Annotated in this window: 23 protein-coding genes and 1 pseudogene; 12 read left to right on the top strand and 12 right to left on the bottom strand. The window is 60.2% G+C overall.

The annotated features are described in order from the left end of the window. Positions 1-29: 29 nt before the first annotated feature. From K7H21_RS17570 to K7H21_RS17560, 3 genes are read right to left on the bottom strand one after another with little or no spacing between them, the layout of a single operon-like run. Positions 30-752: a DsbA family protein gene (locus tag K7H21_RS17570; protein WP_223035257.1), complete on the bottom strand. Its 723-nt coding sequence runs from the start codon at positions 750-752 to the stop codon at positions 30-32. A gap of 7 nt (positions 753-759) precedes the next feature. Beyond that, on the bottom strand, positions 760-2,784 hold the full coding sequence (locus K7H21_RS17565) for a protein-disulfide reductase DsbD family protein (RefSeq protein WP_195321874.1): 2,025 nt from the start codon (positions 2,782-2,784) through the stop codon (positions 760-762). Positions 2,785-2,831: 47 nt separating this feature from the next. Next, on the bottom strand, positions 2,832-3,212 hold the full coding sequence (locus K7H21_RS17560; protein ID WP_220676296.1) for a hypothetical protein: 381 nt from the start codon (positions 3,210-3,212) through the stop codon (positions 2,832-2,834). 889 nt (positions 3,213-4,101) lie between these two features. On the opposite strand from K7H21_RS17560, the gene leuO reads away from it, so the two are divergent. The 5 genes from leuO to K7H21_RS17535 all read left to right on the top strand — a co-directional run bounded on the left by leuO (position 4,102) and on the right by K7H21_RS17535 (position 9,946). After that, positions 4,102-5,049 (top strand): transcriptional regulator LeuO, encoded by a 948-nt coding sequence (leuO, locus tag K7H21_RS17555; RefSeq protein WP_223035256.1) that lies wholly within the window; start codon positions 4,102-4,104, stop codon positions 5,047-5,049. A gap of 482 nt (positions 5,050-5,531) precedes the next feature. Continuing rightward, positions 5,532-6,041 (top strand): hypothetical protein, encoded by a 510-nt coding sequence (locus tag K7H21_RS17550; protein ID WP_375339093.1) that lies wholly within the window; start codon positions 5,532-5,534, stop codon positions 6,039-6,041. A 261-nt stretch (positions 6,042-6,302) separates the two neighbouring features. Continuing rightward, positions 6,303-7,319, top strand: a complete 1,017-nt coding sequence (locus K7H21_RS17545) for an iron ABC transporter substrate-binding protein (RefSeq protein ID WP_004871451.1) — start codon at positions 6,303-6,305, stop codon at positions 7,317-7,319. A gap of 23 nt (positions 7,320-7,342) precedes the next feature. Next, on the top strand, positions 7,343-8,917 hold the full coding sequence (locus K7H21_RS17540; protein WP_004131173.1) for an ABC transporter permease: 1,575 nt from the start codon (positions 7,343-7,345) through the stop codon (positions 8,915-8,917). After that, positions 8,918-9,946, top strand: coding sequence for an ABC transporter ATP-binding protein (locus K7H21_RS17535; protein ID WP_049112165.1), 1,029 nt, complete (start codon positions 8,918-8,920; stop codon positions 9,944-9,946). A 10-nt stretch (positions 9,947-9,956) separates the two neighbouring features. Here the strand turns inward: K7H21_RS17535 and K7H21_RS17530 are convergent, their stop codons facing one another. Both K7H21_RS17530 and hpxD read right to left on the bottom strand, forming a co-directional pair. Beyond that, a complete protein-coding gene (locus K7H21_RS17530; RefSeq protein ID WP_223035255.1) occupies positions 9,957-10,925 on the bottom strand; it encodes a PDR/VanB family oxidoreductase in 969 nt (322 codons plus the stop codon). A gap of 13 nt (positions 10,926-10,938) precedes the next feature. Then, on the bottom strand, positions 10,939-11,976 hold the full coding sequence (hpxD, locus tag K7H21_RS17525; RefSeq protein ID WP_004131179.1) for a molybdenum cofactor-independent xanthine hydroxylase subunit HpxD: 1,038 nt from the start codon (positions 11,974-11,976) through the stop codon (positions 10,939-10,941). A 125-nt stretch (positions 11,977-12,101) separates the two neighbouring features. Here hpxD and hpxR point away from each other — a divergent pair, with 125 nt between their 5' ends. Continuing rightward, positions 12,102-13,040, top strand: a complete 939-nt coding sequence (hpxR, locus tag K7H21_RS17520; RefSeq protein WP_049112162.1) for a LysR family hpxDE operon transcriptional regulator HpxR — start codon at positions 12,102-12,104, stop codon at positions 13,038-13,040. Between the two features lie 53 nt (positions 13,041-13,093). Here the strand turns inward: hpxR and hpxO are convergent, their stop codons facing one another. Then, positions 13,094-14,248, bottom strand: a complete 1,155-nt coding sequence (gene hpxO, locus K7H21_RS17515; RefSeq protein WP_196564879.1) for an FAD-dependent urate hydroxylase HpxO — start codon at positions 14,246-14,248, stop codon at positions 13,094-13,096. Between the two features lie 346 nt (positions 14,249-14,594). Here hpxO and K7H21_RS17510 point away from each other — a divergent pair, with 346 nt between their 5' ends. The 3 genes from K7H21_RS17510 to uraH are packed head-to-tail and all read left to right on the top strand — an operon-like array spanning position 14,595 to position 16,778. Further along, on the top strand, positions 14,595-15,977 hold the full coding sequence (locus tag K7H21_RS17510) for a nucleobase:cation symporter-2 family protein (protein ID WP_142446129.1): 1,383 nt from the start codon (positions 14,595-14,597) through the stop codon (positions 15,975-15,977). After that, positions 15,955-16,455, top strand: a complete 501-nt coding sequence (uraD, locus tag K7H21_RS17505) for a 2-oxo-4-hydroxy-4-carboxy-5-ureidoimidazoline decarboxylase (protein WP_049112143.1) — start codon at positions 15,955-15,957, stop codon at positions 16,453-16,455. Before K7H21_RS17510 ends, uraD begins: the two co-directional genes overlap by 23 nt. Continuing rightward, the gene (uraH, locus tag K7H21_RS17500; RefSeq protein ID WP_004131187.1) at positions 16,452-16,778 is read left to right on the top strand and encodes a hydroxyisourate hydrolase; all 327 of its coding nucleotides are present in this window, start codon (positions 16,452-16,454) and stop codon (positions 16,776-16,778) included. The genes uraD and uraH overlap by 4 nt, the downstream gene beginning before the upstream one ends. An 88-nt stretch (positions 16,779-16,866) precedes the next feature. On the opposite strand, the gene guaD is transcribed toward uraH, so the two are convergent. After that, positions 16,867-18,186, bottom strand: a complete 1,320-nt coding sequence (guaD, locus tag K7H21_RS17495; RefSeq protein ID WP_032742088.1) for a guanine deaminase — start codon at positions 18,184-18,186, stop codon at positions 16,867-16,869. Positions 18,187-18,295: 109 nt separating this feature from the next. Continuing rightward, entirely contained in the window at positions 18,296-19,783 is a 1,488-nt protein-coding gene (locus K7H21_RS17490) for an NCS1 family nucleobase:cation symporter-1 (protein WP_142445471.1), read from the bottom strand. 144 nt (positions 19,784-19,927) lie between these two features. Between K7H21_RS17490 and K7H21_RS17485 the strand changes: the two genes are divergently transcribed. The 3 genes and pseudogenes from K7H21_RS17485 to puuE all read left to right on the top strand — a co-directional run bounded on the left by K7H21_RS17485 (position 19,928) and on the right by puuE (position 22,336). Beyond that, a complete protein-coding gene (locus K7H21_RS17485; RefSeq protein ID WP_024359599.1) occupies positions 19,928-20,644 on the top strand; it encodes a GntR family transcriptional regulator in 717 nt (238 codons plus the stop codon). Then, positions 20,644-21,363: pseudogene (gene hpxA, locus K7H21_RS17480) on the top strand (allantoin racemase); the annotation flags it as partial. The gene K7H21_RS17485 and the pseudogene hpxA, both read left to right, overlap by 1 nt. 40 nt (positions 21,364-21,403) lie before the next feature. Continuing rightward, positions 21,404-22,336 (top strand): allantoinase PuuE, encoded by a 933-nt coding sequence (gene puuE / locus K7H21_RS17475; RefSeq protein WP_004131198.1) that lies wholly within the window; start codon positions 21,404-21,406, stop codon positions 22,334-22,336. A 120-nt stretch (positions 22,337-22,456) separates the two neighbouring features. Here puuE and hpxZ read toward each other — a convergent pair whose 3' ends face one another. From hpxZ to hpxW, 4 genes are read right to left on the bottom strand one after another with little or no spacing between them, the layout of a single operon-like run. Then, positions 22,457-22,843: an oxalurate catabolism protein HpxZ gene (gene hpxZ / locus K7H21_RS17470; protein WP_004131200.1), complete on the bottom strand. Its 387-nt coding sequence runs from the start codon at positions 22,841-22,843 to the stop codon at positions 22,457-22,459. Then, positions 22,840-24,237: an AtzE family amidohydrolase gene (locus K7H21_RS17465; protein ID WP_004131202.1), complete on the bottom strand. Its 1,398-nt coding sequence runs from the start codon at positions 24,235-24,237 to the stop codon at positions 22,840-22,842. The genes hpxZ and K7H21_RS17465 overlap by 4 nt, the downstream gene beginning before the upstream one ends. Further along, complete coding sequence (gene hpxX / locus K7H21_RS17460; RefSeq protein ID WP_004131209.1) at positions 24,234-24,422, bottom strand: oxalurate catabolism protein HpxX; 189 nt, start codon at positions 24,420-24,422, stop codon at positions 24,234-24,236. Before hpxX ends, K7H21_RS17465 begins: the two co-directional genes overlap by 4 nt. 9 nt (positions 24,423-24,431) lie before the next feature. Beyond that, complete coding sequence (gene hpxW / locus K7H21_RS17455) at positions 24,432-26,015, bottom strand: oxamate amidohydrolase (protein ID WP_223035254.1); 1,584 nt, start codon at positions 26,013-26,015, stop codon at positions 24,432-24,434. Positions 26,016-26,050 lie beyond the last annotated feature (35 nt).

Genomic DNA, 26,050 nt, shown 5'->3' with positions numbered 1-26,050 from the left:
TGCAGGGGGATCGCTCCCCCTGACGTGGGTTACTGTTTTTTCAGCGCGTCGCCGATTGTGGCATCAAATTGTTCCCAGGGGATCCAGCCTGAGAGCATCTCATCGCCGATAAGCGTGGCCGGCGTTCCCTGAATGCCAAGCTTTTCGGCGACAGCTAAGCTGCGCTTAATCGTCTCCAGGCTTTGCGCATCCGGCTGAGCCACAATGACTCCCGCCTTCTTCTTCGCCTGCTCAATGCTGGCACTGTCGTGATACCCCTTTTTCGCCATCAGGATATGGTTAAATTTAACAAACTGTGCAGGATGCGTGCGCCACAGGGTGAGCGCATCCCTGGCCGCGGTCATTGAGCTTTCGGAGCGCCAGGGCAGAAACTTAAAGATCACCGCAACATCCGGGTATTTTTCCACAATTTTCTCCAGATAGGGGTCAAACTTTTTACAATACGGGCAGTTATGATCGGTAAAGACGACCAGCGTCAGCTTCGGATTTTGCGCGCCGATTCGCGGTGAGTTGGGATCGTGAAAGAGAAAATCGCCGTCCTGCGACAGCACCTGCTTTAGCGATTCCTGCCCGGCCTGGGCATTCTGCCGATCGAGTTTTTCGGCCGCGGCGATCAAAATTTCAGGGTGGCCGATGAGCGTCTCCTGAACCAGTTCCTGCACGCGGGCCTCCTGCGCCGGCGTAAGGGGCGAAGACGCCACAGCCGTCAAAGATGCCGGGAGGAGAGCGAGGGTGAGCAGCGTTTTTTTCATCGTTAATTTAACCTTTGGCATGATTGAGGGCGTTGAGGACGGTTTGTTGATCGAGCAGCGGCGGCAGTATTTCTCCCTGCGGCTGGCCCGGACCGTAGACCTGGTTGAAGGGAATGGCGTAGCGATTTCGGCTCTGCAGGAAACGGGCGATCGGCTCAGAAGGCTTGCTCCAGTCGCCGCGCAGCGCCACGACATCGGGCTGAGCCAGCGCGCGAATGATCGCGGGCTGATTTAACACCCGGTGTTCATTCACTTTGCACGTTACGCACCAGTCGGCGGAGATATCGATAAACACCCGTTTGCCCTCAGCCCGCGCGCTGCGGATGGCCTCCTCGCTGAGGGGGTGCCAGCGAATTTGCTGAGCGTTAGCCTGCGGCGACGAGACGGTGGAACCCTGCGCCAGCAGACCGCGAACCTGAAAACCGCCATACGCCGCCAGGACGATAACCACCAGCCAGAGGGCGGGAGTCGTTCGCTGATGGGCGACTAACAAGGCGATCAGGGCCGCTACGGTGAGAGCCAGCGCCATCACGCCGCTGGCGGTATCGCCGAGGTGAACGCCGAGTAGCGTCGCCAGCCAGAAGCTGGAGGCCAGCATCATGACGCCAAGCGCCATTTTCAGGGTGTTCATCCAGCGGCCGGGGCGGGGGAGCAGGGCGGCGGTTTGCGGGAACAGGGCGACGAACAGCCACGGCGCAGCCATCCCCAGCCCGAGCACCATGAAAATCAGCCACAGCTCATGAAGCGGAGCGGCAAGCGCGAAAGCGACGGCCGTGCCCAGAAAGGGGGCCGAGCAGGGCGTTGCCAGCAGCGTGGCAAAAACGCCCTCGCAGAAACTCCCCGCTATCCCGGCGCCGCCGGCGGTCGCCATCCGGCTAACGGCAGTCGAGGGAAGCAGCATCTCGACTATCCCGAACAGATTCAGCGCGAAGAGAAAGGTAACGGCAACCATTACGCCGATAAACCAGGGATTCTGGAACTGGATCCCCCAGCCCAGTGAAGCGCCGGTGAGCTTGAGCATCGTCACCATCAGCGCCAGCAGGGCAAACGAGGTCAGGATGCCCGCGCTGGTGGCCAGAAAACGTAGCCGGACCGGGCCCCGATCTGCCCCAGCCTGCAGCACCGCGCTGAGCTTCATACCCATCACCGGCAACACGCAGGGCATCAGGTTAAGGATGACGCCGCCGAGCAGCGCGAAAAGCACTATTTTCCCGAGACTAACCGTCGCCGTTGGCGCGAGATCCGCACCAGTGATAAGGTTCATCTGCTGCGCTTTTTCGCCATTTGTCAGCACCAACGACAGCGCTTTTCCCGCCAGCGTGGCGGGTATTTCTCCCCATTCATCGGTGACCGGCACCGTTACCTTCAGGCGGTCGCCCTCGGCGCGTACGTCCGGATCGCCGGCCACAATCCCACCGTCCATCGGGTCAAAATAAATCCCGGGATTTTTCCATCCGCCGGTCGTGGTCGCGGTGATGACCAGCTGGCTACCGACAAGATGCGCGGCGACATCGTTCGTCACCCCGTTATCCGCCGGGACGGCGCGCATGGCCCGGGCAAAGGCTTCCTGGAACTTGCCATCTGCGGGCTGATTGAAATCGAGACGCAGCCGATAGTCGGTCAGCAAACAGACGTTGCTGCAGGTCGACAGCGTGAGCGTGCCTTCCAGCACGTCGCCGGGGGCGGCGGCGATCGTTATCGGGATCGCTACCCGGTCGTGATAGCCCTGGGTCGTCAGGCCGGAAATCTTGAATCTTGACGGGGCAGGCCAGTACCACCGCGCCCGTTCGCCGTTGTTCCAGATTATTTGCGGGGCGACGCCGCCTTCACCCGGCGAGCGCCAGTAGGTTTTCCAGCCGGAAGCCAGCTCAATAGAGAGCAGTCCGTCGATCCGATCTTTGCCTTTTTCCGCCTGAAAGCGGATCCGGGCGTGGTCGTTTTGCGGGGATGTCAGCCATCCTGTGTCCGCCCCGTGGGCAACGCCCGCGCAGGTCAGCACCAGGAAGACGAAGCCCCTGAAGATATTCAGCATTTTTTTCTCCGTGAATTTAAAAAACTAATCGTCTAAGAACGATTTTTTCATTCACGGAAAACGCAGTTTTTGAGATGTATTCGCAGCGTGGGAGGCCGGACGGGATCGTCCCGGAAAACCACCGGACGGCCTGCGGCGAGCAGCTGAAGCAGGGCAAGGAATAAAATAACGGCCGGTAACGCGCCATCGAAGAAAAGCGGCTGCGCGCAGAGCAGGGATTTGGCGCTCAGTTGACAGGGCGGAGGCCCTTGCTCAGCCTCCTCTGAAGAGGGCTGCTTGGCCTGCGCGCTGAGAGCGCTGTCCTGCGCCTGGGCGCTGACGTCCGCCAAAAAATGGTGCAGATAGGCCGCCCGCTGAACAAGGCAGAAAGCCATGACGAAGCAGGTGAGTATCAAAAACCATTTACCAGGGAGTCGACGGTTGCGCATAGGGTACCAGGACATTTCAGAACCCGGGGATCATAAACAATCCTTATCAATGCACAAGAGGCTGGCGTGTAAGGTTTTGTCTGCATCCTCAAAGGTGACCCGCATCGGCGGCGCAGAGAGGGGGGATCCAGATATTTCGTGCATTTATATTATTTACACCGCCCATTCAACGGGCTAGTATGCGCGTCGCTAATTGGTATCGGCACGCCACTGCTGAACTTTGCTGATTAGCACCTGACCGCCATTAGCTCATCTGGAAGAGCGAACGACATACGTTGTAGGGAACGGGGTTCGAGGCCTCGATGGCGGCCCAATATCGACTTAGTACGTTAACAGAGTGCTTCCCGCTTCCGCACAATTTTTATTTCGCCCAGCGCCCTGGTCTCCTCCCGGCTATTGCTGCTTATACGTGACTATTTCCTGTGAAATCATTTCTATTCTTTAGCCTCTGTGAGTCACGGAAGGTTATTATCCGGTTTTAGCCCCCCCCTTTGCGGCAAAGGAATATCAGCGTCCTGCCTGCTTCTCGATTTAGCTAAGTCCAGTCGATTAATTTCAATGAGAATTTACTTATTAGGATTAAGTCGCGTATTTTTCAGAAATTTCATCACTTTTTATATGGTATTCTCCGTTGTTCAAGGAGTGAACGAAGGAAAAATGAATGCTTTACCGCTATGCCGTTTTCTCCAGAAAACATAATACGTTTCATATTCTTCTGCTGTTTACCATTTTGATAATAAGTTTCATACATTTGAGCGTGCTGCTGGAAACCGATAACACATGGCTGCTGGGGCCGATGGTGATTTATCTGCCCATTTTTTTCCTTTGGCGAAAAGTCTCAGTGTTACGCAGCAGAATCGCTGATTAATGTGCTGGTGGAGTTCCCTACATGAGTGAAAATACAACATCTAAGCCAACCTCTGAACCGAAAGTCCTGCAGCCGGTATTGCGGAAAGTCGACCTCAACCTGCTGACCATTTTTGATACCGTCATGCAGGAACAAAGCCTAACCAAAGCGGCGCAAACGCTGGGCATGTCTCAGCCTGCGGTCAGCAGCGCGGTCTCTCGCCTGAAGGTGCTGTTTAAGGATGAACTGTTTGTCCGCAACGGCCGCGGCATTAAACCGACAGAGCGCGCCTTTCAACTCTTTAGCTCGGTTCGACGCGCGCTATCGCTGGTGCAAAATGAGCTACCGGATACGCTTTTCGATCCGCTGGACTGCGAACGTCTCTACAACCTTTGCGTCTGTAGCCCGCTGGATAACTATCTGACGCCGCTTATTTTTAACAAAATAAGTGAGATTGCGCCCAGGGTCAGTCTATCCTTTAAATCTTCGCTAAGTCAGCAGGTGACAAATCAGCTGCGCTATCAGGAGGTGGAATTTGTACTCGATTACAACAAATTCAATCATCCGGAATTTACCAGTATCCCGCTGTTCCATGACCGGATGGTGCTGGTGGCCAGACGCAACCATCCGCGTATCGCATCGCCGCTGAGCGAGGAGGATATTTATCGCGAGCAGCACGCCACCGTCGCGCTGGATCGCTACGCCTCCTTCAGCTATCCCTGGTATAGCTCTGAAGAGCAGCGGGCGTGCGTCGCTTTTCACGGTAATGCGCTGGTCAGCGTGTTGAGCGTCGTGTCGCAAACCAATATGGTGGCTATCGCGCCGGAATGGCTGGCGAAAGAGTTTGAAGAGCAGTTTGCGCTACAGCTGCTGCCTCTGCCTTTAGACATGGACAGCCGTACCTGTTATCTTTCGTGGCATGAAACGGCGGGCCAGGAGAGAAGCCACCGCTGGATGGCGGAACTGTTGATAAAAATTTGCCAGCGCTAAACAGACCTGAAGAAATGCCTGGTAAGACGCCAGGTATTTTATTATTAACGCTCAACTCCTCCTCTGAAAACTATTTAAGCTACCTCGCTTTACTCTTGTTCATCAGACAATGATGACCGGATGAAATACGCTGTATTACTAAAATTAACCCGCCAGAATTTCATTAAAATATCTCTTTGCAGAAAATCGCGCATTTGTCCGGCAGAGCCAACCGGCGGTTTCTATACCCAATAGATGTCGAGTTGCTTCGAGGCGGCAAGGGAGTGACAAATTCGTCGGGGACGAATTTGATCAGCCGAAGGCTGGCCTCCGGTGAGAGGCAGGAGCCTCTCATTAATCCCCAGGAGCTTACTCAAGTAAGTGACTGGGGTGAACTAACGTAGCCAACAAAGAAGCAACTTGAAAGACGACGGGTATATACTCTTATTATCCAGCCGGGCCGACGCCTGAATCAGGGGATGATGTTGATGCGCAGAAAAATGATGAAGCCTGTGGTGGCCGCCGCCGCCCTGTTGATGTCTTCTACGGCCCTACGAGCGGATGAAATCAATCTTTATTCGGTGAATACCGGCTCCTGGATTTACCATCTGTCGAACAACCACGGGCAGTACACCGAAGGCTTTGACAACCAGTTTGCCTCCGTTGAGCGCAAGTTCTCCGAAGATTCTCAGTACAGCCTGCTGGCCGGAACGATGAAAAACAGCTTTGACGATCGCTGCATCGCGCTGGGGGTACGCCGCGACTGGGCCTCGCTGGGCAACGGCTGGGTATTTAAGGGAATTTATGGCTACGTTGGCGAGTTTTTCTTCTCGGCCTTTGAGCACTGCGGCGACCATGGTTCTTACAAGGATTTTAAAGATGCGACCGGCATTGGCTTTTCTCCCTATATTTACCATGGTTTTCAGTACAACTTTACCGATTATTTCGGCGTGGAAAGCGGAATTATTCTTCCTGCCGTCTTTGTGGTGAGCGTGCAGTGGAGTTTTCGCTAACGCAGTGGCGAAAACCCGCCCGCAGTGGGGTTTTGAAGGCAGTGTAAAATAAACTTAAGCTGTCTTAAGGTTATTTTAATGTTCATCGCGGCAGCTATTTTTTTATAGCATTTTCCTCGCCTGTTGCCGCCCGCGCGCAGTATATTTCTCTTTTTTAATTAGATGGTAATTGTTTGCATTATCATTCACATTTCTCTGTGATTTAATCCTTGCCGGCCGGCTGCCAGTTACCTTTTGCCCACCTCTATTAAGGATTAGCGTATGCGTTTTCGTCTGGTGTCTTATTGCTCCGCTGCATTGATGGCTTCTTCCGCGTTTATTGCTCCGCAGGCGTTGGCGGCGGCCAGCAGCGACGGGATTGTGGTCTACAACGCGCAGCATGAAAATCTGGTTAAGTCCTGGGTTGACGGTTTTACCAAAGAGACGGGAATTAAAGTGACGCTGCGGAACGGCGGCGATAGTGAGCTGGGGAATCAGCTGGTGCAGGAGGGGACGGCATCCCCGGCGGATGTCTTTCTGACCGAAAACTCCCCGGCGATGGTGCTGGTGGATAACGCGAAGCTGTTTGCGCCGCTGGCGGCCGAGACCCTTCAGCAGGTCGCCCCGCAGTACCGCCCTGAGCACGGCCGCTGGATAGGCATTGCCGCTCGCAGCACCGTATTCGTCTACAATCCGGCGAAAATCAGCGAAGCGCAGCTGCCGAAGTCGCTGATGGACCTGGCGCAACCGCAGTGGAAAGGGCGCTGGGCCGCTTCGCCATCCGGCGCGGATTTCCAGGCCATCGTCAGCGCGATGCTGGCGCTGAAAGGCGAGCAGGCCACCCTGGCGTGGCTTAAAGCGATGAAAACCAATTTTGTGGCCTACAAGGGCAACAGCACGGTGATGAAAGCGGTGAATGCCGGTCAGATTGATGGCGGCGTTATCTATCATTACTACCGCTTTGTCGATCAGGCGAAAACCGGCGAGAACAGCAAAAATACCCGTCTCCACTATTTTAAAAACCAGGATCCTGGCGCCTTTGTCAGCATTTCCGGCGGCGGCGTTCTGGCCTCCAGCAAACATCAGGAACAGGCTCAGGCCTTTATCAAGTGGATCACCGGCAAGCAGGGGCAGGATGAGCTGCGCACCAACAACGCCTTTGAATATGCCGTTGGCGTTAACGCCGCATCCAACCCGAAGCTGACGCCGCTGCAGGCGTTAGAGGCGCCGAAAGTTGAACCGTCTTCGCTGAACAGCAAAAAAGTGGTCGATTTGATGACCCAGGCTGGCCTGCTGTAATCGTCCGTTAAAGTGAATACGCTATGTCTTCTCTGAGTTTCGCGCTCGGAAAAAAAGCCCAACGCCTGCCTGAGCGCAGGCGTCCTGCTTTTCCGATGATCGCGTTAGCCGTTCTGTTTTCTCTACTGGCGCTCTTGCCGCCGGGTTTTGTTATTGCCGTAGGGGTCGATACCGGCTGGGAGACAATCCAGGCGCTGGTCTTTCGCCCCCGCGTCGCCGAGCTGTTGAGCAACACCCTGTGGCTTATCGCGCTGACGGTACCGCTGTGCATTGTGCTGGGCGTTGGCCTGGCCTGGCTGACGGAGCGTACGCTGCTGGCGGGGCGGCGAGTCTGGTCGGTGCTGGCGGTTGCGCCGCTGGCGATCCCGGCCTTTGTACAAAGCTACGCCTGGGTCAGCGCGGTGCCGGCAATGCACGGCCTGTCTGCCGGGGTTTTTCTCTCCCTGTTGGCCTATTACCCGTTTATCTATATGCCGGTTGCCGCCGTTCTGCGGCGGCTGGACCCAACGTTGGAAGATGTTGCCGCTTCATTAGGTACGCCGCCGTGGCGGATCTTTTTCCGCGTGGTTTTGCCGCAGCTCAGGCTGGCGATATGCGGCGGAGCGCTGCTGGTGGCGCTGCATCTGCTGGCGGAGTTCGGCCTCTTCGCGATGGTCCGTTTCGATACATTTACCACCGCTATCTATGATCAGTTCCAGTCAACCTTCAGCGGCCCGGCGGCAAATATGCTGGGCGGGGTGCTGGCGCTTTGCTGCCTGGCCATTTTGCTGCTGGAAGGAGCATCGCGGGGGAAGGCGCGCTATGCCCGCATCGGTTCGGGCGCCGCGCGCGAACAGCAGCGGCAGCCGCTGAGTCGGCTGGCGGCGATCCCTCTCCAGCTCGCGCTGCTGACGCTGGTGATGCTGGCGCTGGGGATACCGCTGATGGTGCTTTGCCGCTGGCTCTGGCTGGGCGGCGTGGAAAACTGGATGAGCGCCGACCTGTGGCTCTCTCTGCGGCAAACGCTGCTGCTCGGCGCGGTGGGCGCGCTCCTTACCACCGCCTGCGCAATTCCCATCGCCTGGCTGGGCGTTCGCTATCCGCAGCCTCTTTTTCGTCTGCTGGAAGGGTGTAACTATATGACCAGCTCGCTGCCCGGCATCGTGACGGCGCTGGCGCTGGTGACGGTCACCATTCACTACGCGCGCCCCATCTATCAGACCGAGGTCACGCTGCTGCTCGCCTGGCTGCTGATGTTTATGCCCCGGGCGCTGGTTAACCTGCGGGCCGGGATCGCGCAGGCCCCCGTCGAGCTGGAAAACGTCGCCCGCAGTTTAGGCCGCAGCCCCGGCCGGGCGCTGTGGAGCGTCACCATGCGGCTGGCGGCGCCGGGCGCGGCGGCGGGGGCGGCGCTGGTGTTTCTCGGCATCACCAATGAATTGACCGCCACGCTGCTGCTCTCTCCGCTCGGCACCCGCACGCTGTCAACCGGCTTCTGGGCGTTGACCAGCGAAATTGATTATGTCGCCGCCGCCCCTTACGCGATGCTGATGATTCTGCTTTCGCTGCCGCTGACCGGCATTCTCTATATTCAGTCGAAAAAAATCGCAGGCCTGTAAATGCTTGAACTCTCCTCAATCTCAAAATCTTTTGCCGGTACGCGGGTGCTCGAAAACCTCAATCTGACGGTGGCCGCAGGCAGCCGCACGGCGATTGTCGGCCCCTCCGGCTCCGGTAAAACCACGTTGCTGCGGATCCTGGCGGGTTTCGAAACGCCGGATAGCGGGCGGATTGTTATGCAGGGGCGCACGCTGTTTGCGCAGGGGACATTTATTCCCGCCCACCTGCGCGGGGTGGGCTACGTGCCGCAGGAGGGCGCGCTGTTCCCCCATCTGAACGTCGCGGACAATATCGCCTGGGGGCTCGATGGCAGTCGCCAGGAGAAATACCAGCAGGTGGCGGCGCTAATGGAGAGGGTCTCGCTGGACAGTCAGTTGGCGAACCACTGGCCGCACGAAATTTCCGGCGGTCAGCAGCAGCGCGTGGCCCTGGCGCGCGCGCTGGCACAGCGGCCCGCGCTGATGTTGCTGGATGAACCTTTTTCCGCCCTCGATACCGGACTGCGCGCGGCTACGCGTAAAGCCACCGCTGATTTACTGGCGCAGGCCGGTATCGCGTCGATTCTGGTCACCCACGATCAGAATGAAGCGCTCTCCTTTGCCAGCCAGGTCGCGGTGATGCGTCAGGGGCGCTTTGCCCAGGTTGGTACGCCGTATGAGGTCTACAGTCACCCGGTTGATGAAGAGACCGCGCTTTTTCTCGGCGATGCGCTGGTGCTGCCCGCCGAACTGTGCGGCGGCCGAGCGCGCTGCGCGATAGGTGAAGTCTTAACCGACAATCCGCAGGCCGTCGGCCAGGGAAGGGTGATGCTGCGCCCCGAGCAGCTGGTTATTTCTCCCTGCCGGGCGGATGACCCGCAGCTTACCGTACGCGATGTGGACTTTAGCGGCCATCTCTCCACGTTAACCCTGACGCTGCCCGGCCAGCGCGAGCCGCTGCTCGTTAAAACCGTCAGCCGGCAGTTATGGCGGCCGGGGGCAGCGGTACGTATTGAGGTGGTGGGCGAGGCGCGAGTTTTCGCCCGCTAGCGGCGCCGGGCTATAAATCAATGCACAGATTCGCCGACCGGCTGCGCGAGCAGCACAGGGCGATCTGCTGCGCGCTGGCGGATTTCTCCGCCTCCGACTGTACGGTGTCGCGATGATCGACAACCCCTTTGATAACCGGCGTCAGGCAGGCGCCGCAAATCCCCATCTCGCAGGAGAGCGGGACGGCGACGCCGTTTTCCTGGAGCACCTGGGCGATGGTTTTATGCGGGGGCACCGGCCACCGCTCTCCCGAGGACGCAAGCGTCACGTTAAAGGTTTCTCCCTCCCCAGCGCCGGCTGGCGCAGCGGTGGGCTGAAAGGCTTCGCTATGGATCTGCGTTTCCGCCCAGCCCCGTTCCATGGCCGCCCGACGCGCGGCAACCATAAATCCCTCAGGTCCACAGAGATAAATCGGATATCCGGTATGCGTCTTGTTCAGCGCGGCGGCTAAATGTTGCCGGGCGCTGTCTCCTTCGCAAGAGCTGTGAATCACCACGCTTTCGGCGCTGAATCGCCGCTGCAGTTCGCGGACAAACGCCCCCTGCGCGCGGTTTTTCAGGTAATAGTGCAGGGTAAACGGCACGCCTTCCGCCTTAAGCCTAAGCGCCATCGCGTACAGCGGCGTAATGCCGATCCCGGCCGCCAGCAGCGTCACCCGTTCCGCCGTACGTAAAGGAAACAGATTGCGCGGGGGAGAAATCAACAGCGTCTGGCCGGGGCGCAGCTGCTGGTGGATATAGCGCGAGCCGCCGCGAGATGCTTTCTCCAGCGCCACGCAGATCAGGTAGCCGTCGTCAGGATCGTCCGGGCCGGTCAAGGAATACTGGCGGATAATGCCGCACGGCAGATGTACGTCAATATGCGCGCCGGGCTGCCAGGCGGGGAGCGGTCGGCCGTCCTGCGCCACCAGCCTGACGGCGAGGCTCTGGCTACCCTGGCGCCAGATGCCGTCAACGATAACCTCTACTACATCGCTCATGATGGCTCTCCACTTAAACGAGGAAAAAGTCGCCGAAGCCCATTTTTTTCAGCCCGCGGCGATAGGCGATGGAGCTGCGATCGGCGGGGATATGCGCTTCGAGCGTTAAATCCAGCGGCAGTCTCTCCGGGCGCTGGGTCTCCACCATCAGGCGATCTTCCTCAAAGACGCGCAGGTTAAAGGCGTGAACATCCTCTACCGGCACGTGCAGATCGAAATTACGCGCGATGGGCGCGAACATCCGGGTGATCCGTGAAGAAACCGGCGAGGCGGCGTTCATAATCACCAGCCGGGCCTCCCCGGGAAAATGAATCGTCAGGGTGGCGGTAAACGGCAGATGCATCTCGAAATGGCGCAGCCACTGAAAGCCTTCCGGCGCGCGAAACTCGGAGCTGGCGGGATAGTTGCCGACCGAACTCCAGTAATCGGCGATAAAACCAAACGGCGTCTCCTGCGGGGTGTAGTTTGGCACCACCTGGTTATCCGGGTCGGCGAAGGTATCGGTGTGGATCCAGGCGAAATGGGCGACGTCCAGAAAGCCCTCGACCTGGCGGCCCGCAAAGCCGTTGACCTCAAAGGCCGGGCAGTTGATTTGCTGAAAGCCGTCGTCGTGCCAGTGCGGCATCACCGGCAGCGGCATCGGGTTCTCCGGGTCGAAGGCCATGCAGGTCCAGATCAGGCCATAGCGTTCCTCAACCGCAAAGCTGGTGAGGTTGAGCTTCGCCGGTACCGGCTGGTCGGGGCTGGACGGGATACGGTTACAGCGGCCATCTTCGCCGAAGCGCAGGCCGTGGTACGGGCAGACGATCCCTTCTTCGTCGTGAAAACCGAGCGTCAGCGGCACGCCGCGGTGGGGACAGACGTCGCGAGCGACCACCACCTGGCCCTTGATACGATAGATAACCAGCTGTTCATCAAGCAGGGTGGCTTTTACCGGCGCGGGGCCGATATCGCAGGCGCGGGCGACGGGATGCCAGCATTTCGCCAGGCGCAGCCAGTCCTCGGGCTCAAAGGTGCAATGGGCGGGCGGGGTGGGTTGTGGTTTGTTCATGGCTTCTCTTCCTGCTCACAAAAACATTTGTTTAATTGTTGTGAGTTTATTGTTGCCATATTAGGGTGTTGACATCCATCAGCAAGAATTCACCCAGCCGTTGCAAAAAAGAGAACAGGTTACCGATGAGCCCATTTTCACGTTTCGCTATCTATTTTGCCGAAGTGGCCCGCAGCGGCAGCCTGCGGCGGGCGGCGGAAAAGCTGCATATTTCCGCTTCGGCCATCAACCGGCAAATTTTGCAGGCGGAAGAGGCCTTCGGCACGCCGCTGTTTGAGCGCCTGCCGGAAGGGCTGCGCATGACCACCGCCGGGGAGCTGCTGTACGACAATCTGCTGCGCTGGCAAAAGGAGTTTCATCTGACGCGGCAAAAGTTTGATGAGCTGCAGGGGCTGAAGCGCGGCAGCGTTAGTCTTGGCATGGTGCAGGCGCTGGCGGAAGGGAGCTTTGCCGCCGCGCTGGCGGACATTATCGCCAGCTGGCAGTGGCTGGAGCTGAATCTGCAGGTGGCGGATAGCCATACCATCAGCCAGAAGGTGCGGCAGGCGGATCTCGATTTCGGCCTGATTCTGGATCCTGAAGGTCAGGCGGGGCTGAGCGTGCTGGCCTTTGCCGAGCTGGAGATGGGCGCGGTAATGCGCCCGGATCATCCTCAGGCGCAGGCCGCGATGCTGTCGCCAGGGGAGCTAAGCGAGGAGCGGCATATTGTCCCCGGTGCGCCGCTGATCGTCCATGATCGGGTCGCGATGCTTTATCGCCATTATGATTTTGCTCCGGCCAACAGTATTAGCTGTAACGATATCCGGCTGATCAAATCGCTGGTGCTGAAAGGCGGCGGCGTGACGATTCTCAGCCGTCTGGACGTGCTGGAAGAGGTGAAGCTCGGGCAGCTGGCGTTTGTCCCGCTACGCAACAAGCTGCTGCGCCCGCTCACCCTGGCCCTGTGCGCCGCGCCGTCGCGCCAGCTCTCCCGCCCGGCGCAGATGGCGATCCAGAAGCTGACCGCCGTGATGGAGGAGATGCAGGCCGGGGCAGCGGGTTCACTACCATCTGTTGGCCGATAGCCCGGCTAAGGCGTTTACGCCGCGAGCCGGGAAGGGCGCCGATGCCAACATTTTTACCCCAGCGGGCCGCCCTGAATGGTTTCGCACAGGCCGTTGATAATCCGCTCTCCGGTCTCGGTTTCCAGCTCTTGATACCAGGCTTGCGTCAGCGCCATATCTTTACCATGGGTCACATCGCAGCGTTTCCGCGCCTTCAGCACCAGGTCGCGGACCCGATCGCAGCGCAGCGCTTCGTACTGGCGCAATACCTCGGCGATGTCGCGGCTCTCGCGGAACAGGTCTCCCAGCACCACCGCATCCTCCAGCGCCGCGCAGCCGCCCTGGCCGATATCCGGCGTGGTGCTGTGCCCGGCATCGCCCAGCAGCGCTACCTTGCCGCGAACCAGCCGCGCAAAAGGTTCAATATCATGGATTTCAATACGGTTGGTGGTCTGCGGATCGAGGGTGGCGATCAGCTTCTGCACCTGCGGCGCCCAGCCGCTAAAGTAGCGGCTGAGATCCGCCCGTAGCGTGCTGCGATCCTCGGCCAGCCCCGCCGGCAGCGGAACATCAAAGAAAAAGTAAAACCGGCCATCGGAGACTGGCATCAGCGACACCCGTTTCCCCTCGCCGACGAAAGTGGTCCACTGGTTGCCCGGCGCAATCGCTTCATCAATCTCTACCAGACCGTTCCAGTTAACGTAACCCGCGTAGCGGCGCTCAGGGGTATAGCCGAGCACGTACGGACGCAACGCCGAATGGCTACCGTCGGCGGCAATCAGAAAATCTCCCTCTGCCATCGATCCGTCGGTAAACCAGACGCGAACGCCGTCGGCGTGTTCTTCGCAGCGGGTGACGCGTTTACCAAACTGCACGGCGTCGCGTCCCCAGAAGGCGAGCATCTCGCGCTGCAGTTCAGCGCGGGAAACCGGACAGGGGCGGCCGCCGGTACGCTCTACCAGCGGAGCGAGGCTGAACTGGGTCAGATCCTCCCCGCGCAGATAATCCTTATAAGCGAGAAAATGCATCGGCCCGCCGTAGTTCTCGATAATATCGCCCATACCTAAATGCTTCATGCACTTCACGCCGTTCGGCCAGATGGAGATGGCCGCGCCCACCGGTTTGATTTCTTTCACCGCTTCAAAGACTTCGCAATGGATACCTGCATTTTTTAACCCCACCGCCGCGCTCAGGCCGCCGATTCCGCCGCCGATAACTAATGCTTTCATTTGCTTCTCCTTTACATACGTCGTGATTGGCTTGAGCAATTTGCGTACCACTTTGGCGCAGGCGCGGATTTCGCCGATTCGGCCTCCCCGCCATCGTGCGGTTGCACAGTCGTGGTGCGTGATGGGGGTTTTGTTGCCTTTTTATGAATCAATAATTTCTATATTGGGAATGTAGAATCTAAAGTTTCATTACGGTGGCCAGCCTGGGCGCACAGGTGTTCACCCGGTAGATGATTTATCTCTTTGTAAAACAGAGGAAAAATTAAATGTTGCGCAAGTGTGAGCGAATTTGGCCTGTTTTGTGCACCCGTTCCCGCACGCTTATTCGCAACGGGATGAAACGACCATGTCAGATGAAAAAAACGGCGGCTTACTGTACGGCCTCGAGCAGCGGATACCGCCGCTTCCGGCTTTTTTTAGCGCTTTACAGCACGTACTCGCCGGGCTGGTGGGCATTATCACCCCACCGCTGATTATCGGCGCGGCGCTGGGGCTGGGGGAGTGGCTGCCCTATTTGATCAGCATGTCCCTGCTGGCCTCCGGCATTGGCACCTTTTTGCAATCCAACCGCGTTTGGGGGATCGGTGCGGGCATGATCTGTATGCAGGGCACTAGCTTTGCGTTCCTCGGCGTCGCCATTGCCGGCGGTATGTGGGTAAAAGGGCAGGGTGGTACGCCGCAGGATATTATGGCCATGCTGTTTGGCGTCAACTTCGTCGCCGCGCTGGTGCCATGCCTCGTCAGCCGCTTTATTGAACCGCTGAAGCGCATTTTTACTCCGGTGATTACCGGTAGCGTGATAGCGCTGATCGGCATTAGCCTGATTAAAGTCAGCGTCATTAACTGGTGCGGCGGCGAGCAGGCGAAAGCATTTGCCAGCATGAGCAATATCGCCCTCGGCGCGGGCACACTCGGGACTATCGTCCTGCTAAGCTGCGCGAAAAACCGCTGGCTGCGCCTCTCTTCAGTGGTGGTGGGGATTGCCGTCGGCTGCGCGGCGGCGGCGCTGAGCGGATCGTTCCAGCTTAAAGGCGTCGGCGATGTCTGGTTCCGCTTGCCGCAGCTGTTTCCGTTTGGTTTTCAGTTTAACAGCGCGATTTTTCTGCCGATTGCGCTGGTGTCGCTGGTCTGCATTCTTGAGGCGGTGGGGGATCTGACGGCTAACTGCCTGATCTCTCAGCAGTCGATAGATGACGAGGCCTTCCGTTCCCGGCTAAAAGGCGGCATTCTTGCCGATGGCATAAGCTGCATGGTGGCGGCGATGCTGTGCGCGTTCCCCAATACCACCTTTGCGCAAAACAACGGCGTGATTCAGATGACCGGCGTCGCCAGCCGCTATGTTGGCCGCTACATTGGGGTGATTTTGATTTTGCTGGGACTGTTTCCGCCGTTCGGCGAGATACTGCGCCAGATCCCGGTGCCGGTGCTGGGCGGCGCGACGATGGTGATGTTTGGCTGCGTTGTGGCGGCAGGGATCCGCATTATCACCCAGAAACCGCTGACCCGCCGCGATATGCTGATCGTTGGCCTGGCCTTCGGTTTTGGTCTTGGCATTGAGGCAGTCCCGGCGTTTCTGACCCACTTCCCGCCGATCGTGGGTAACCTGTTCGGCTCTGCGGCGACCAGCGGCGGGCTGGTGGCGATTGTCCTGAATCTGATTATTCCGGAAGAGAAACCGGCCGCGGCGGCGGCCACAAGGAGCACCGATGATCGCGCTGAATCACTTTAACCAACTGAGCGGCGAAGAGGCCGTTTCCCTGCTGGCGCCCTGCGTTGCCGTTGCTGGTTGGGCGGCGGCGCTCGCCGCCGGCCGGCCCTGGCGCAGCCGCGCTGATTTGCTCAGCGCCGCCGAGCGGCTGATGGCGGCGTGGGGCGAAGCGGAGCTGACCGAGGCGCTAAGCGCCCATCCGCGTATCGGCGAAAAGCCCGCCGGGTCTCAGGCGCACGCGGCGCTCTCGCGTCAGGAGCAGGGAAGCGTTGATGAGCGCGATGCTGCGCTGGCGCTGGCGCTGAAAGAGGGCAACGCCCGCTACGAAGCGCGATTTGGCCGGATTTTTTTGATTCGCGCGAAAGGGCGCAGCGGGGATGAAATCTTAGCGGCGCTGTCGCGTCGCCTGCAAAACAGCGATCGCGCAGAAGTTCAGGATGCGTTAGCGCAGCTGCGCGAAATCACCTTATTAAGACTGGAAGGAGCAATTGGCGAATGAGTACCTTAAGCACCCATATTCTGGATATCTCTACCGGCCGACCGGCGCAGGGCGTGAAGGTTGTGCTGGAGCGCGAAGGCGCGCTGATTGCCCGCGGGACTACCGATGAGAACGGCCGCATTGGCGAACTCGGCGCCGGACCGCTGGCGATGGGGCGTTACCGGTTGAGTGCGGAAATTGGCGAGTGGTTTACCGCCAGCGGGCGCGAGACGCTCTACCTGAGCGCGCAGATTGATTTCGCCATCCGCGAAGCGGCTGGCGGGCACTATCACTTACCGTTTTTAATCGCTCCCGGCGGCTGGTCCACCTATCGCGGCAGCTAAATTTCCCCGGAGGCGGCGCCGCGCGTTCAATGTCATTTGTCCTCTGGTAGCCCGGGTAAGGCGCTTGCGCCGCGACCCGGGAAAAGGACTACTGCGCAGCTGCATCCCCCCACACGCGCTCGCCGTTTACCCACGTCTCGCTGATATTGCGTTCATCGCCCAGGGTCATCAGCACGAACAGCTGCTCATAGATATCCTTGCAGCGCCCGCTGCGTAAGCGCTGCAGCGGCGTGACCGCCGGGTCGATAACCACAAAATCGGCCTCTTTGCCGGGTTGGAAATTGCCAATCTTCTCATCAAGGCGCAGAGCGCGCGCGCCGCCAAGGGTCGCATGGTAGAAGGCTTCACTGGCGCGAAGGCGATAGCTTTGCAGCTGGCTGACCTTATACGCCTCGCCGAGGGTGCGCAGCATACTGAAGGTGGTGCCCGCGCCAACATCGCTACCGATGCCCATGCGCACCTTGTTCTGCCAGCAGACCGGTAAACGAAACAGCCCGCTGCCGAGGAACAGGTTCGACGTTGGGCAAAAGGCCAGCGCTGAACCGGTTTCGTGCAGGCACTGCCACTCGGCGTCCGCAAGGTGAATGCCGTGGGCAAACACGCTGCGCTCGCCGGTCAACCGATAGTGATGGTAGACGTCGAGATAGTGCTCATGCTCTGGCCACAGGCTTTTTACCCACGCCACTTCGTTGAGGTTTTCGCTCAGATGGGTGTGCAGCCAGGTATCAGGAAACTCTTCCCGTAGCTGCCGCACCGCCGCCAGTAGCTCCGGCGTCGAGGTCGGCGCGAAGCGCGGCGTAATGGCGTAGCCGAGGCGGCCGCGCTGGTGCCAGCGTTCAATCAGTTCGCGGGTTTGCCGGTAGCTCTGCTCCGCGCTTTCGCTCAGATAATCGGGCGCGTGGCGATCCATCATCACTTTCCCGGCGAGCAGGCGCATATTCAGGCGCAGCGCTTCGTTAAACAGGGCATCCACCGATTCCGGATGCAGTGTACAAAAAACCAGCGCGGTGGTGGTGCCGTGGCTCAGCAGCTGGTTGACAAAAAATTGCGCGATCTCGGCGGCGTAGTCGGCATCGGCAAACTGGCTCTCCACCGGAAAGGTATAGGTGGTGAGCCACTCCAGCAGCTGCTCGCCAAATGCGCCAATCATCTCGGTTTGCGGATAGTGGACGTGGGCATCGACAAACCCCGGCAGCAGCAGCTTACCGCGCAGGTCGCGATAGCCCTTCTGCGGGTGCAGGTACCTTTCGCCCTCCTGCCATGGCAGGAGCGCCTGAACGCGTCCGTCGCGAAGAAACAGCACGCCATCCTCCAGATAGCGCGCATGGCGGGCGATATCGTCAGCGCTCTCGGCAACGGCGGCGATATCGAAAAATGCGCCGCGAACTGCGGCATGGTAGTCAAACATCATAGCTGCCCTGTGGGTTAGCGAAAGGATAGGTTGATTCAGCAAGAATAATGCCAGTTTGCGCAGGCGAAGAGCCGCCGCGACGTGACGCCGCGGCGGGGGGACGGGGTTACTCTTTCTGGGCGAGGGCGCTGAAACCGGCCGTCGCGCCGACGAGCTCGTCGCGGGCAATCCAGCGGTAGGCCACGCCGCTCAAGAAGACGCCAATAAACCAGCTAAAGTTGGCCACTTCGTGCAGGGCCGGAATAAAGCTGATGACCAGACCAATAGCGACGGAGGGTATCAGGGCGGCGATCGCTTTCGGGTTAAAGCCGTTGCGGTACCAGTACTGGCCCTTTGGCGTGTCGTCAAACAGGTCGTTGACGGAAACTTTACCGCGCTTAATGATGTAAAAATCCACAATCAGGATGCCGAACAGCGGGCCGATAAACGCCCCTAGCACATCAAGGGTGTAGTGGATAAGCTCCGGCGAATTAAACAGGTTCCACGGCGTCAGCAGAATAGACCCCACGGCGGCAATCATCCCGCCGGTGCGGAAGCTGATTTTCTGCGGCGAGCAGTTCGAGAAATCGAACGCCGGGGAGACAAAGTTGGCCACGATATTAATCCCGATGGTGGCGGTGATCATGGTCAGCAGGCCAATGGCGACCGCCAGGTCGTTGCCCACGCGGCTCACGGTCTCAATCGGGTCGGTGATCATGCGGCCAAACAGCGACTGCGTGCCGGAGACAATCACCACGGTCACGATGGAGAACAGCAGGAAGTTAAACGGCAGGCCCCAGCGGTTGCCGCGGCGGATATCACCCATGCTTTTGCCGTAGCGCGAGAAATCGCCAAAGTTGAGCAGCGGGCCGGAGAAGTAGGAGACCACCAGCGCGGTGGCGGTGATCATCTGCCAGGTCTGCTCCCCGGCGCTCAGCGACTTACTGGCGAGGGTGAAGGAGATCCCGTCAAAACCGGTTTTGTATACAATCCAGCCCGCCAGCGCCAGCATCACCACGTAGACCGCCGGGCCGGCGATATCGATAAAGCGCTTGATGGCGTTCATTCCGTGCCAGAACACCATCGCCTGCAGCAGCCACATGGTGGCGAAGCAGAGCCAGCCCAGATGCGACAGGCCGAGGACGCTGGATGCTGTGAGCGTCGATAGCGATGGCCAGAACTTCAGTAGCACTAGCATCAGCGCGTTGGCGGCGAGATAGGTCTGAATGCCGTACCACGCGAAGGCGATAAGCCCGCGGATCACCGCCGGGATATTGGCCCCAAACACGCCAAACGCCTGACGACAAATGACTGCGTAGGGCACGCCCGCCATCTGGCTGGGCTTCGCCACCAGGTTGGCGCACAGTTGAACGATGCAAATCCCCACCAGCAGGCACAGCAGCACCTGCCAGCTCGCCAGCCCGAGCGTAAAGAAGCTCGCCGCCACCACGTAGCCCCCCATGCTGTGCACGTCCGACATCCAAAAAGAAAAGATGTTGTACCAGCTCCAGTTCTGGTCGCGCGTCGGCGCCAGATCCTCATTGCAAAGTCGCGGACTGTATCCAGCGTGGGGATCAGCGGCCTTAACCTGATGCGTATTTTGTTGATTTGGCATGAAACCTGCTCCTGTAAATGAACACCCGTTTAAATGGATTGCTGAGGCTGTTGCAGGATTTAGGCCAAAGTAGTTATTTTTGTATGCAAGAATTAAATTTTATGTATACGATCCGATATCAAAAAGTAAAAACCGGAGTGGTGAATGAGCAACCAACATCGTCTGCAGGCCGCGCCAGAACTGCAGGATAAAGACGAATCCATCTATCAGGCGCTGATGACCGCGATCGTCGAGCATCAGCTGCCGCCGGGGAGCAAACTGCCGGAGGAGGCGCTGGCGGAAGTGTTCGGCGTAAGCCGTACCGGGATCAGAAAGGTGCTGCAACGACTCGCGACTGTGCAAATGGTCGCCCTGACGCCCAAACGTGGTGCACAGGTCGCCAGCCCGACGGTAGAAGAGGCGCAAGAGATCTTCCGCACCCGCGCGCTGCTGGAGGTGGCCAACCTGCCGGATGTGCTGGCCCGCTGTCAGCCGCCGCACCTCGCGGCGCTGGAGGCCATTATCCGTGAGGAGCAGCAGGCCCATGAACGCTATGACGGCCCGGCGGCGATCCGCTACTCCGCCGAGTTTCATATTCAGCTGCAGGCGATCTCCGGCAATCAGGTGCTCACCGAGATGGTGACCCGCCTGAGCCAGCGCTCTTCATTAGTTATCGCAGCGTGGGGATCGCCGTGGCGTCAGGGCTGCCGCTGCGACGATCACGAACGGCTTGTCCAACTGCTGCGCGACAAGGCGCTGCAGCCGCTGAGCGATGCGTTAAGTCACCATTTTGAACATATCGTCGCCAGCCTTTGCTTTGAGCGTTCTGGCGTGACCCTACCTGATTTTGCCCGGCTGTTTGCCGGTTATAAGGAGCCGTAATGGCCGCTGTTTGTATACAAGTCATCAACCCCAACACCAGCCTGGCCATGACGGAAACCATCGGCGCCGCCGCGCGGGCGGTCGCCGCGCCGGGAACCGAGATTCTGGCGGTCTGCCCCCGCGAAGGCGTCCCATCGATAGAGGGCCACTTTGATGAAGCCATCGCCGCCGTGGGCGTGCTGGAGCAGATCAACGCCGGTCGTCAACAGGGGGTCGACGGGCACGTGATCGCCTGTTTTGGCGACCCCGGTCTGCTGGCGGCGCGCGAGCTGGCGCAGGGGCCGGTGGTGGGCATTGCCGAAGCGGCGATGCATATGGCGACGCTGGTGGCCACCCGTTTCTCCATCGTGACCACGCTGCCGCGCACTCTGATCATCGCCCGTCATCTGCTGCATCAGTATGGTTTTCATGACCACTGCGCGGCCCTGCACGCCATTGATTTACCGGTGCTGGCGCTGGAGGACGGCAGCGGTGTGGCGCAGGAGAAGGTACGCGCGCGCTGTATTCAGGCGCTAAAAGAGGACGGCTGCGGGGCCATCGTGCTGGGCTGCGGTGGGATGGCGACGCTGGCCCAGGAGCTGACTCGCGAGCTGCGCGTACCGGTGATCGATGGCGTCAGCGCGGCGGTCAAAATGGTTGAGTCACTGGTGGCCTTAGGCCTGTCGACCAGCAAGCACGGCGATTTAGCTTTTCCCGAAACCAAGGCGTTGAGCGGCAAATTTCAGGCATTAACCCCGTTTTAAATTAAAGAGGTGGCAGATGGCATTTTTGACAGAAGATTACCCGCGCGACCTGCGCGGCTACGGCGGACAGCCGCCGCACGCCCGGTGGCCGAACAACGCGCGCATCGCTGTGCAGTTTGTGCTGAACTACGAAGAGGGCTCGGAAAACCACGTGCTGCACGGCGATGCCGGTTCTGAACAGTTTCTGTCCGATATTATCGGCGCCGCCAGCTACCCTGACCGGCATATGTCGATGGACTCCTTGTATGAGTACGGCAGCCGCGCCGGTTTCTGGCGCATCCATAATGAGTTCAGTAAGCGGGGACTGCCGCTGACCGTGTTCGGCGTCGCCATGGCGCTGGCGCGTCATCCCGAGGTGGTCGAGGCGATTAAGTCGGCGAACTATGACGTGGTCAGCCACGGCTGGCGTTGGATCCATTACCAGAATATGCCCGTCGAGCAGGAACGGGAGCATCTCAATAAAGCCGTTCAGGTGTTAACCGATCTGTTTGGCAAGCCGCCCACCGGCTGGTATACCGGGCGCGATAGTCCTCAGACCCGCCAGTTGGTGGTGGAGCACGGCGGTTTTGATTACGACAGCGATTATTATGGCGACGACCTGCCGTTCTGGAGCGAGGTGGCGTGCGGCGACGGGACGCGTAAGCCGCACCTGATCGTGCCTTATACCCTCGATGCCAACGATATGCGCTTTGCCACCGCCCAGGGGTTTAATACCGCCGAGCAGTTTTACACCTATCTGAAAGACAGCTTCGATGTGCTGTATGAAGAGGGGGCCAGCGCGCCGAAGATGATGTCCATCGGTATGCACTGCCGCCTGCTGGGACGACCGGGCCGCTTTCGCGCGCTGCAGCGTTTCCTCGATTATGTGCAGCAGCACGACCGGGTCTGGGTCTGCACCCGTCAGCAGATCGCCGAACACTGGCGTGAGGTTCATCCGTTTAGAGGGTAAAGTCGTTCCCCGGGTCGCGCCGCAAGCGGCTTACCCGGGGTACTGACCTGCAGGCGCGAGTTAACCCGTAGCCCGGGTAAGCGCAGCGCAACCCGGGGGATACCGGGAAAGGCGCGGGGCTTAACTCATCAAACTGACCTGGGCGGCGACGATGCGCCAGCCGAAGGGGAAACGCACCCAGGTTTGCTGCTGGCGGCCAATGCGTTCGCTGCCATCGCGGGTAAATTCGGTGCTGCACACCGCGTAATCCTCGCCGAAGGTGGTGATGGTGGTATGCCGCAGCTCGCGCTGCAGGCCGGCGGCAGGACGGGCGGCGCGAAAGGCGCGGATTTCGTCGATACCGTAGAGATTTTCGCCGGCCCCCAGCCGCACCGTGCGCTTGTCGTGCCAGAACAGCTCATCCAGCACCGCGATATTGTTGCTGACCAGCGCTTCCTCATAGCGGTAAAACGCCGCCGTGACCTCGGCGAGGATCCGCGGGCGATTAATATGCTCTTGCGTCATCATGCTGCTATCTCCAGGGGGCGGGCGTCGGTCACGCCCGTCTCTTCCAGCGCCCGCGCGACCCGCAGACAGGCTTGTTCATTAAAAGGCGCGGCAATCAGCTGCAGGCCGATCGGCTGCCCGCTCGCCGTGCGCAGCGGTACGGTGACCACCGGTAGACCAAGGAAGGAGATGGGCTGGGTCAGCATCCCCATACTGGCGCGGATCGGCAGCGGCTGGCCGTTGATCTCCATGGTCTGCGCGCCGATGAGCGTCGCGCTGCACGGCGTGGCCGGGGCGATCAGCACATCCGCATGGGCGAACAAGGCTTTAAACGCCTGCTGCGCGTGGCGGCGGAAGCGCTGGGCCTGAAGATACCAGGCCGACGGGATCATCGCGCCCGCCAGCAGGCGCTCGCGTGAGTTCGGCTCAAAACGTTCGGGCTGGCTACGCAGCGCGGGCAGGTACTGGTTGCCGCCCTCGGCGGCGCTGAGAATAAACGCCGCCGAGCGGGCCAGCTCCGCCTCCGGGAAGATCAGCTCCTCATGCGCCGCCAGCGCCCCGGCGACGCGAGCGACGGCCGCACGGGCGTCATTATCGCACCACGTTGTAAAATAACCGCCGAGGGTGGCGCAGCGCAGGCCTTCGAGCCCGCGCGACAGCAGATTCGCCGTGCGCTCGCTGGCCTTGTCGGCCTGAAAACCATCGCCCGGATCGCGACCCTGCAGGGCATCGTAAACCGCGGAAAGGTCGCTGACGCAGCGGGCAAACGGACCGATATGGTCGAGGCTGGCGACGAAAGGATGGCTCCCGGAACGCGACAAGCGGCCAAAGGTCGGCTTCAGGCCGAAGATCCCGCACAGCGATGCCGGGACGCGAATGGATCCGTTGGTGTCGCTTCCCAGCGAAAAATGCACCAGCCCGGCGGCCACCGCTGCCGCCGACCCGCCCGAGGAACCCCCGGCGATCCGCGAGAGATCGTGCGGATTACGCGTCGCCCCGTAGTGGCTGTTTTCGGTGGTAAACCCGTAGGCGTAGGCATCCATATTCAGCATCCCGGAGAGCAGCGCGCCCGCGCTGTGCAGCTGGCGCACCGCCCAGCTGTCGGCAACGGCGGCGGGGCGATCGCTCAGCAGCTGGGCCCCGGCAAGGGTCGTGTGTCCGGCGACATCGAAAAGATTTTTCACCGCATAGGGAACGCCTGCCAGCGCGGGCAGGGGCTTTTTTTCCCGCCGCAAGGTATCGATATTCTCCGCCTCAGCGAGCATGCGTTTTTCGCTGACGTGGGTCCAGGCGTTGATCTGCGGGTTAACCCGCGCGATGTTCTCCAGGGTGTGGCGGGCGATCTCTTTGGCGCTGAGTTCGCCGCTGGCCAGCGCGCGCTGGATTTCGTGAATCGTCATTTCAGGCAGCTTCATGCTTTATAAACTCCGGCGATTTCGACGCGATCGTCGAGGGGAAAGGCCAGCAGCGGCCCGGCCATGGCGGCAATGCGGCTAAACTGCACCCTGAGCTCTGCGCGCCTCGCATCGTCCAGCTCCAGCGCCAACAGCTGTTCCATTTGCGTGAGGTAAGCGTCCCATTCGTTGTGCGGTGTGTTCATCATCAGCTCCTAATATCCGGCGGCGGAGCCGTTGCTGCGCGGATCGCTGGCCCCCTCGAACAGACCGTTGGGGTGGCGAACGATCGCCCCGGCGTGGCCCATGGCTTCGCTGAAATCGGCCAGCACTTCAACGTCGTGCCCCAGCTGACGCAGGCGGGCAACGCATTCGGCGCTGAAGCGGCCTTCCAGCTTGAGCGAGTCGGAAGTTTGCCCCCAGGTACGTCCCAGCAGCCAGCGCGGTCGGGTGATGCTCTCCTGCAGCGGCGCGTTTTGCAGCACGTAGCGGGTGAAAATAGCGGCCTGGGTTTGCGGTTGGCCGTCGCCGCCCATGGAGCCGTACACCATCACCCGGCCATCGTTCAGCCTTGCGGCGGCGGGGTTGAGGGTGTGAAACGGCTGTTTGCCGGGCGCCAGCGCCAGCAGGTGGCTCGGGTCGAGGCTGAAAGAGGCCCCGCGGTTCTGCCAGACAATTCCGCTCTCCGGCAGCACCACGCCGCTGCCGAATTCGTGATAAAGGCTTTGAATAAAGGAGACCGCCAGTCCGCTTTTATCGATAACCCCCATCCATACGGTATCGCCAGGGCCTTTGCCCGCGCCCCACGGAGCGGCCTGCTGGTCGTCGATGTTATCCGCCAGCGGTTGCAGCGCCGCCGCTGCCAGCAGGCTCTGGATATCGACATCAAGGTGACGCGGATCGGTGATATGCGCGTCGCGTAGGCCGAAGGCCAGCTTGGTCGCCTCAACAATGCGGTGGATGGTCATCGCATCGTCGGCCTCGGCCATCGCCAGCCGGTCGGTGATGCCGAGAATGGCCAGCGAAACCAGCCCCTGGGTCGGCGGCGCGAGGTTCCACAGTTCCCCGTGCTGATGCTCAAGCCTGAGCGGCAGCGGGCGGCGGGCGCGATGCTGCTGCAGATCGCTGAGGGTCACGGGCAGTCCATACTGTTCCATGCCGCGGGCCAGATGCTCCGCCAGCGGCCCGCGATAAAAGCTGTCCAATCCTTCCTCGCTTAGCCGGCGCAGGGTGTTCGCCAGCGCCGGCTGCAAAAAGCGGCTCCCGGCTTTCGGCGGCTGGCCGTCCACCAGAAAGGTTTCGGCGAAGCCGGGCTGGTCGCGCAGTTCACTGAATTTCCCGGCGGTGGCGCTGGCCTGCGAGGCGGTAACCGGGATGCCGCTTGCGGCGTAGCCGATGGCGTCTTCCAGCAGCCGCGACAGCGGCAGCGATCTTCCGCTTAACTCGCGCGAAACCTTCAGCGCTTCTTCCCAGCCGCTGACGGTACCCGCCACGGTGAGGGCCGCCTGTGGACCCCGGTGGGGGATCTGCGCCAGGCCGGCGTAGGCCTGCGGCGTCGCCAGCGAGCCCGCCGCGCCGCTGGCGTCAATGGCGATGGGGTCGCCTTCGGGCGGCACGATAAGCCAGAAGCCGTCGCCGCCGGGGCCGTTCATATGCGGATAAACCACGGCGATGGTGGCGGCGGCGGCGACCATCGCTTCTATCGCGCTTCCGCCTTCGCGCAGAACCGCCAGCGCGCTCTGGCTGGCCAGATGATGGGGCGCGACCGCCATCCCGTGGGCGGCAACATGACTTTGCATGGGGTGTCCTCAATTAACCAAATCGTCCGAGAGGG

Source organism: Klebsiella sp. CTHL.F3a (assembly GCF_019890895.1).
Lineage (GTDB): Bacteria > Pseudomonadota > Gammaproteobacteria > Enterobacterales > Enterobacteriaceae > Klebsiella > Klebsiella grimontii.
The sequence above is the reverse complement of the archived record's forward strand: the minus strand, read 5'-3'. Positions and strand labels throughout refer to the sequence as shown.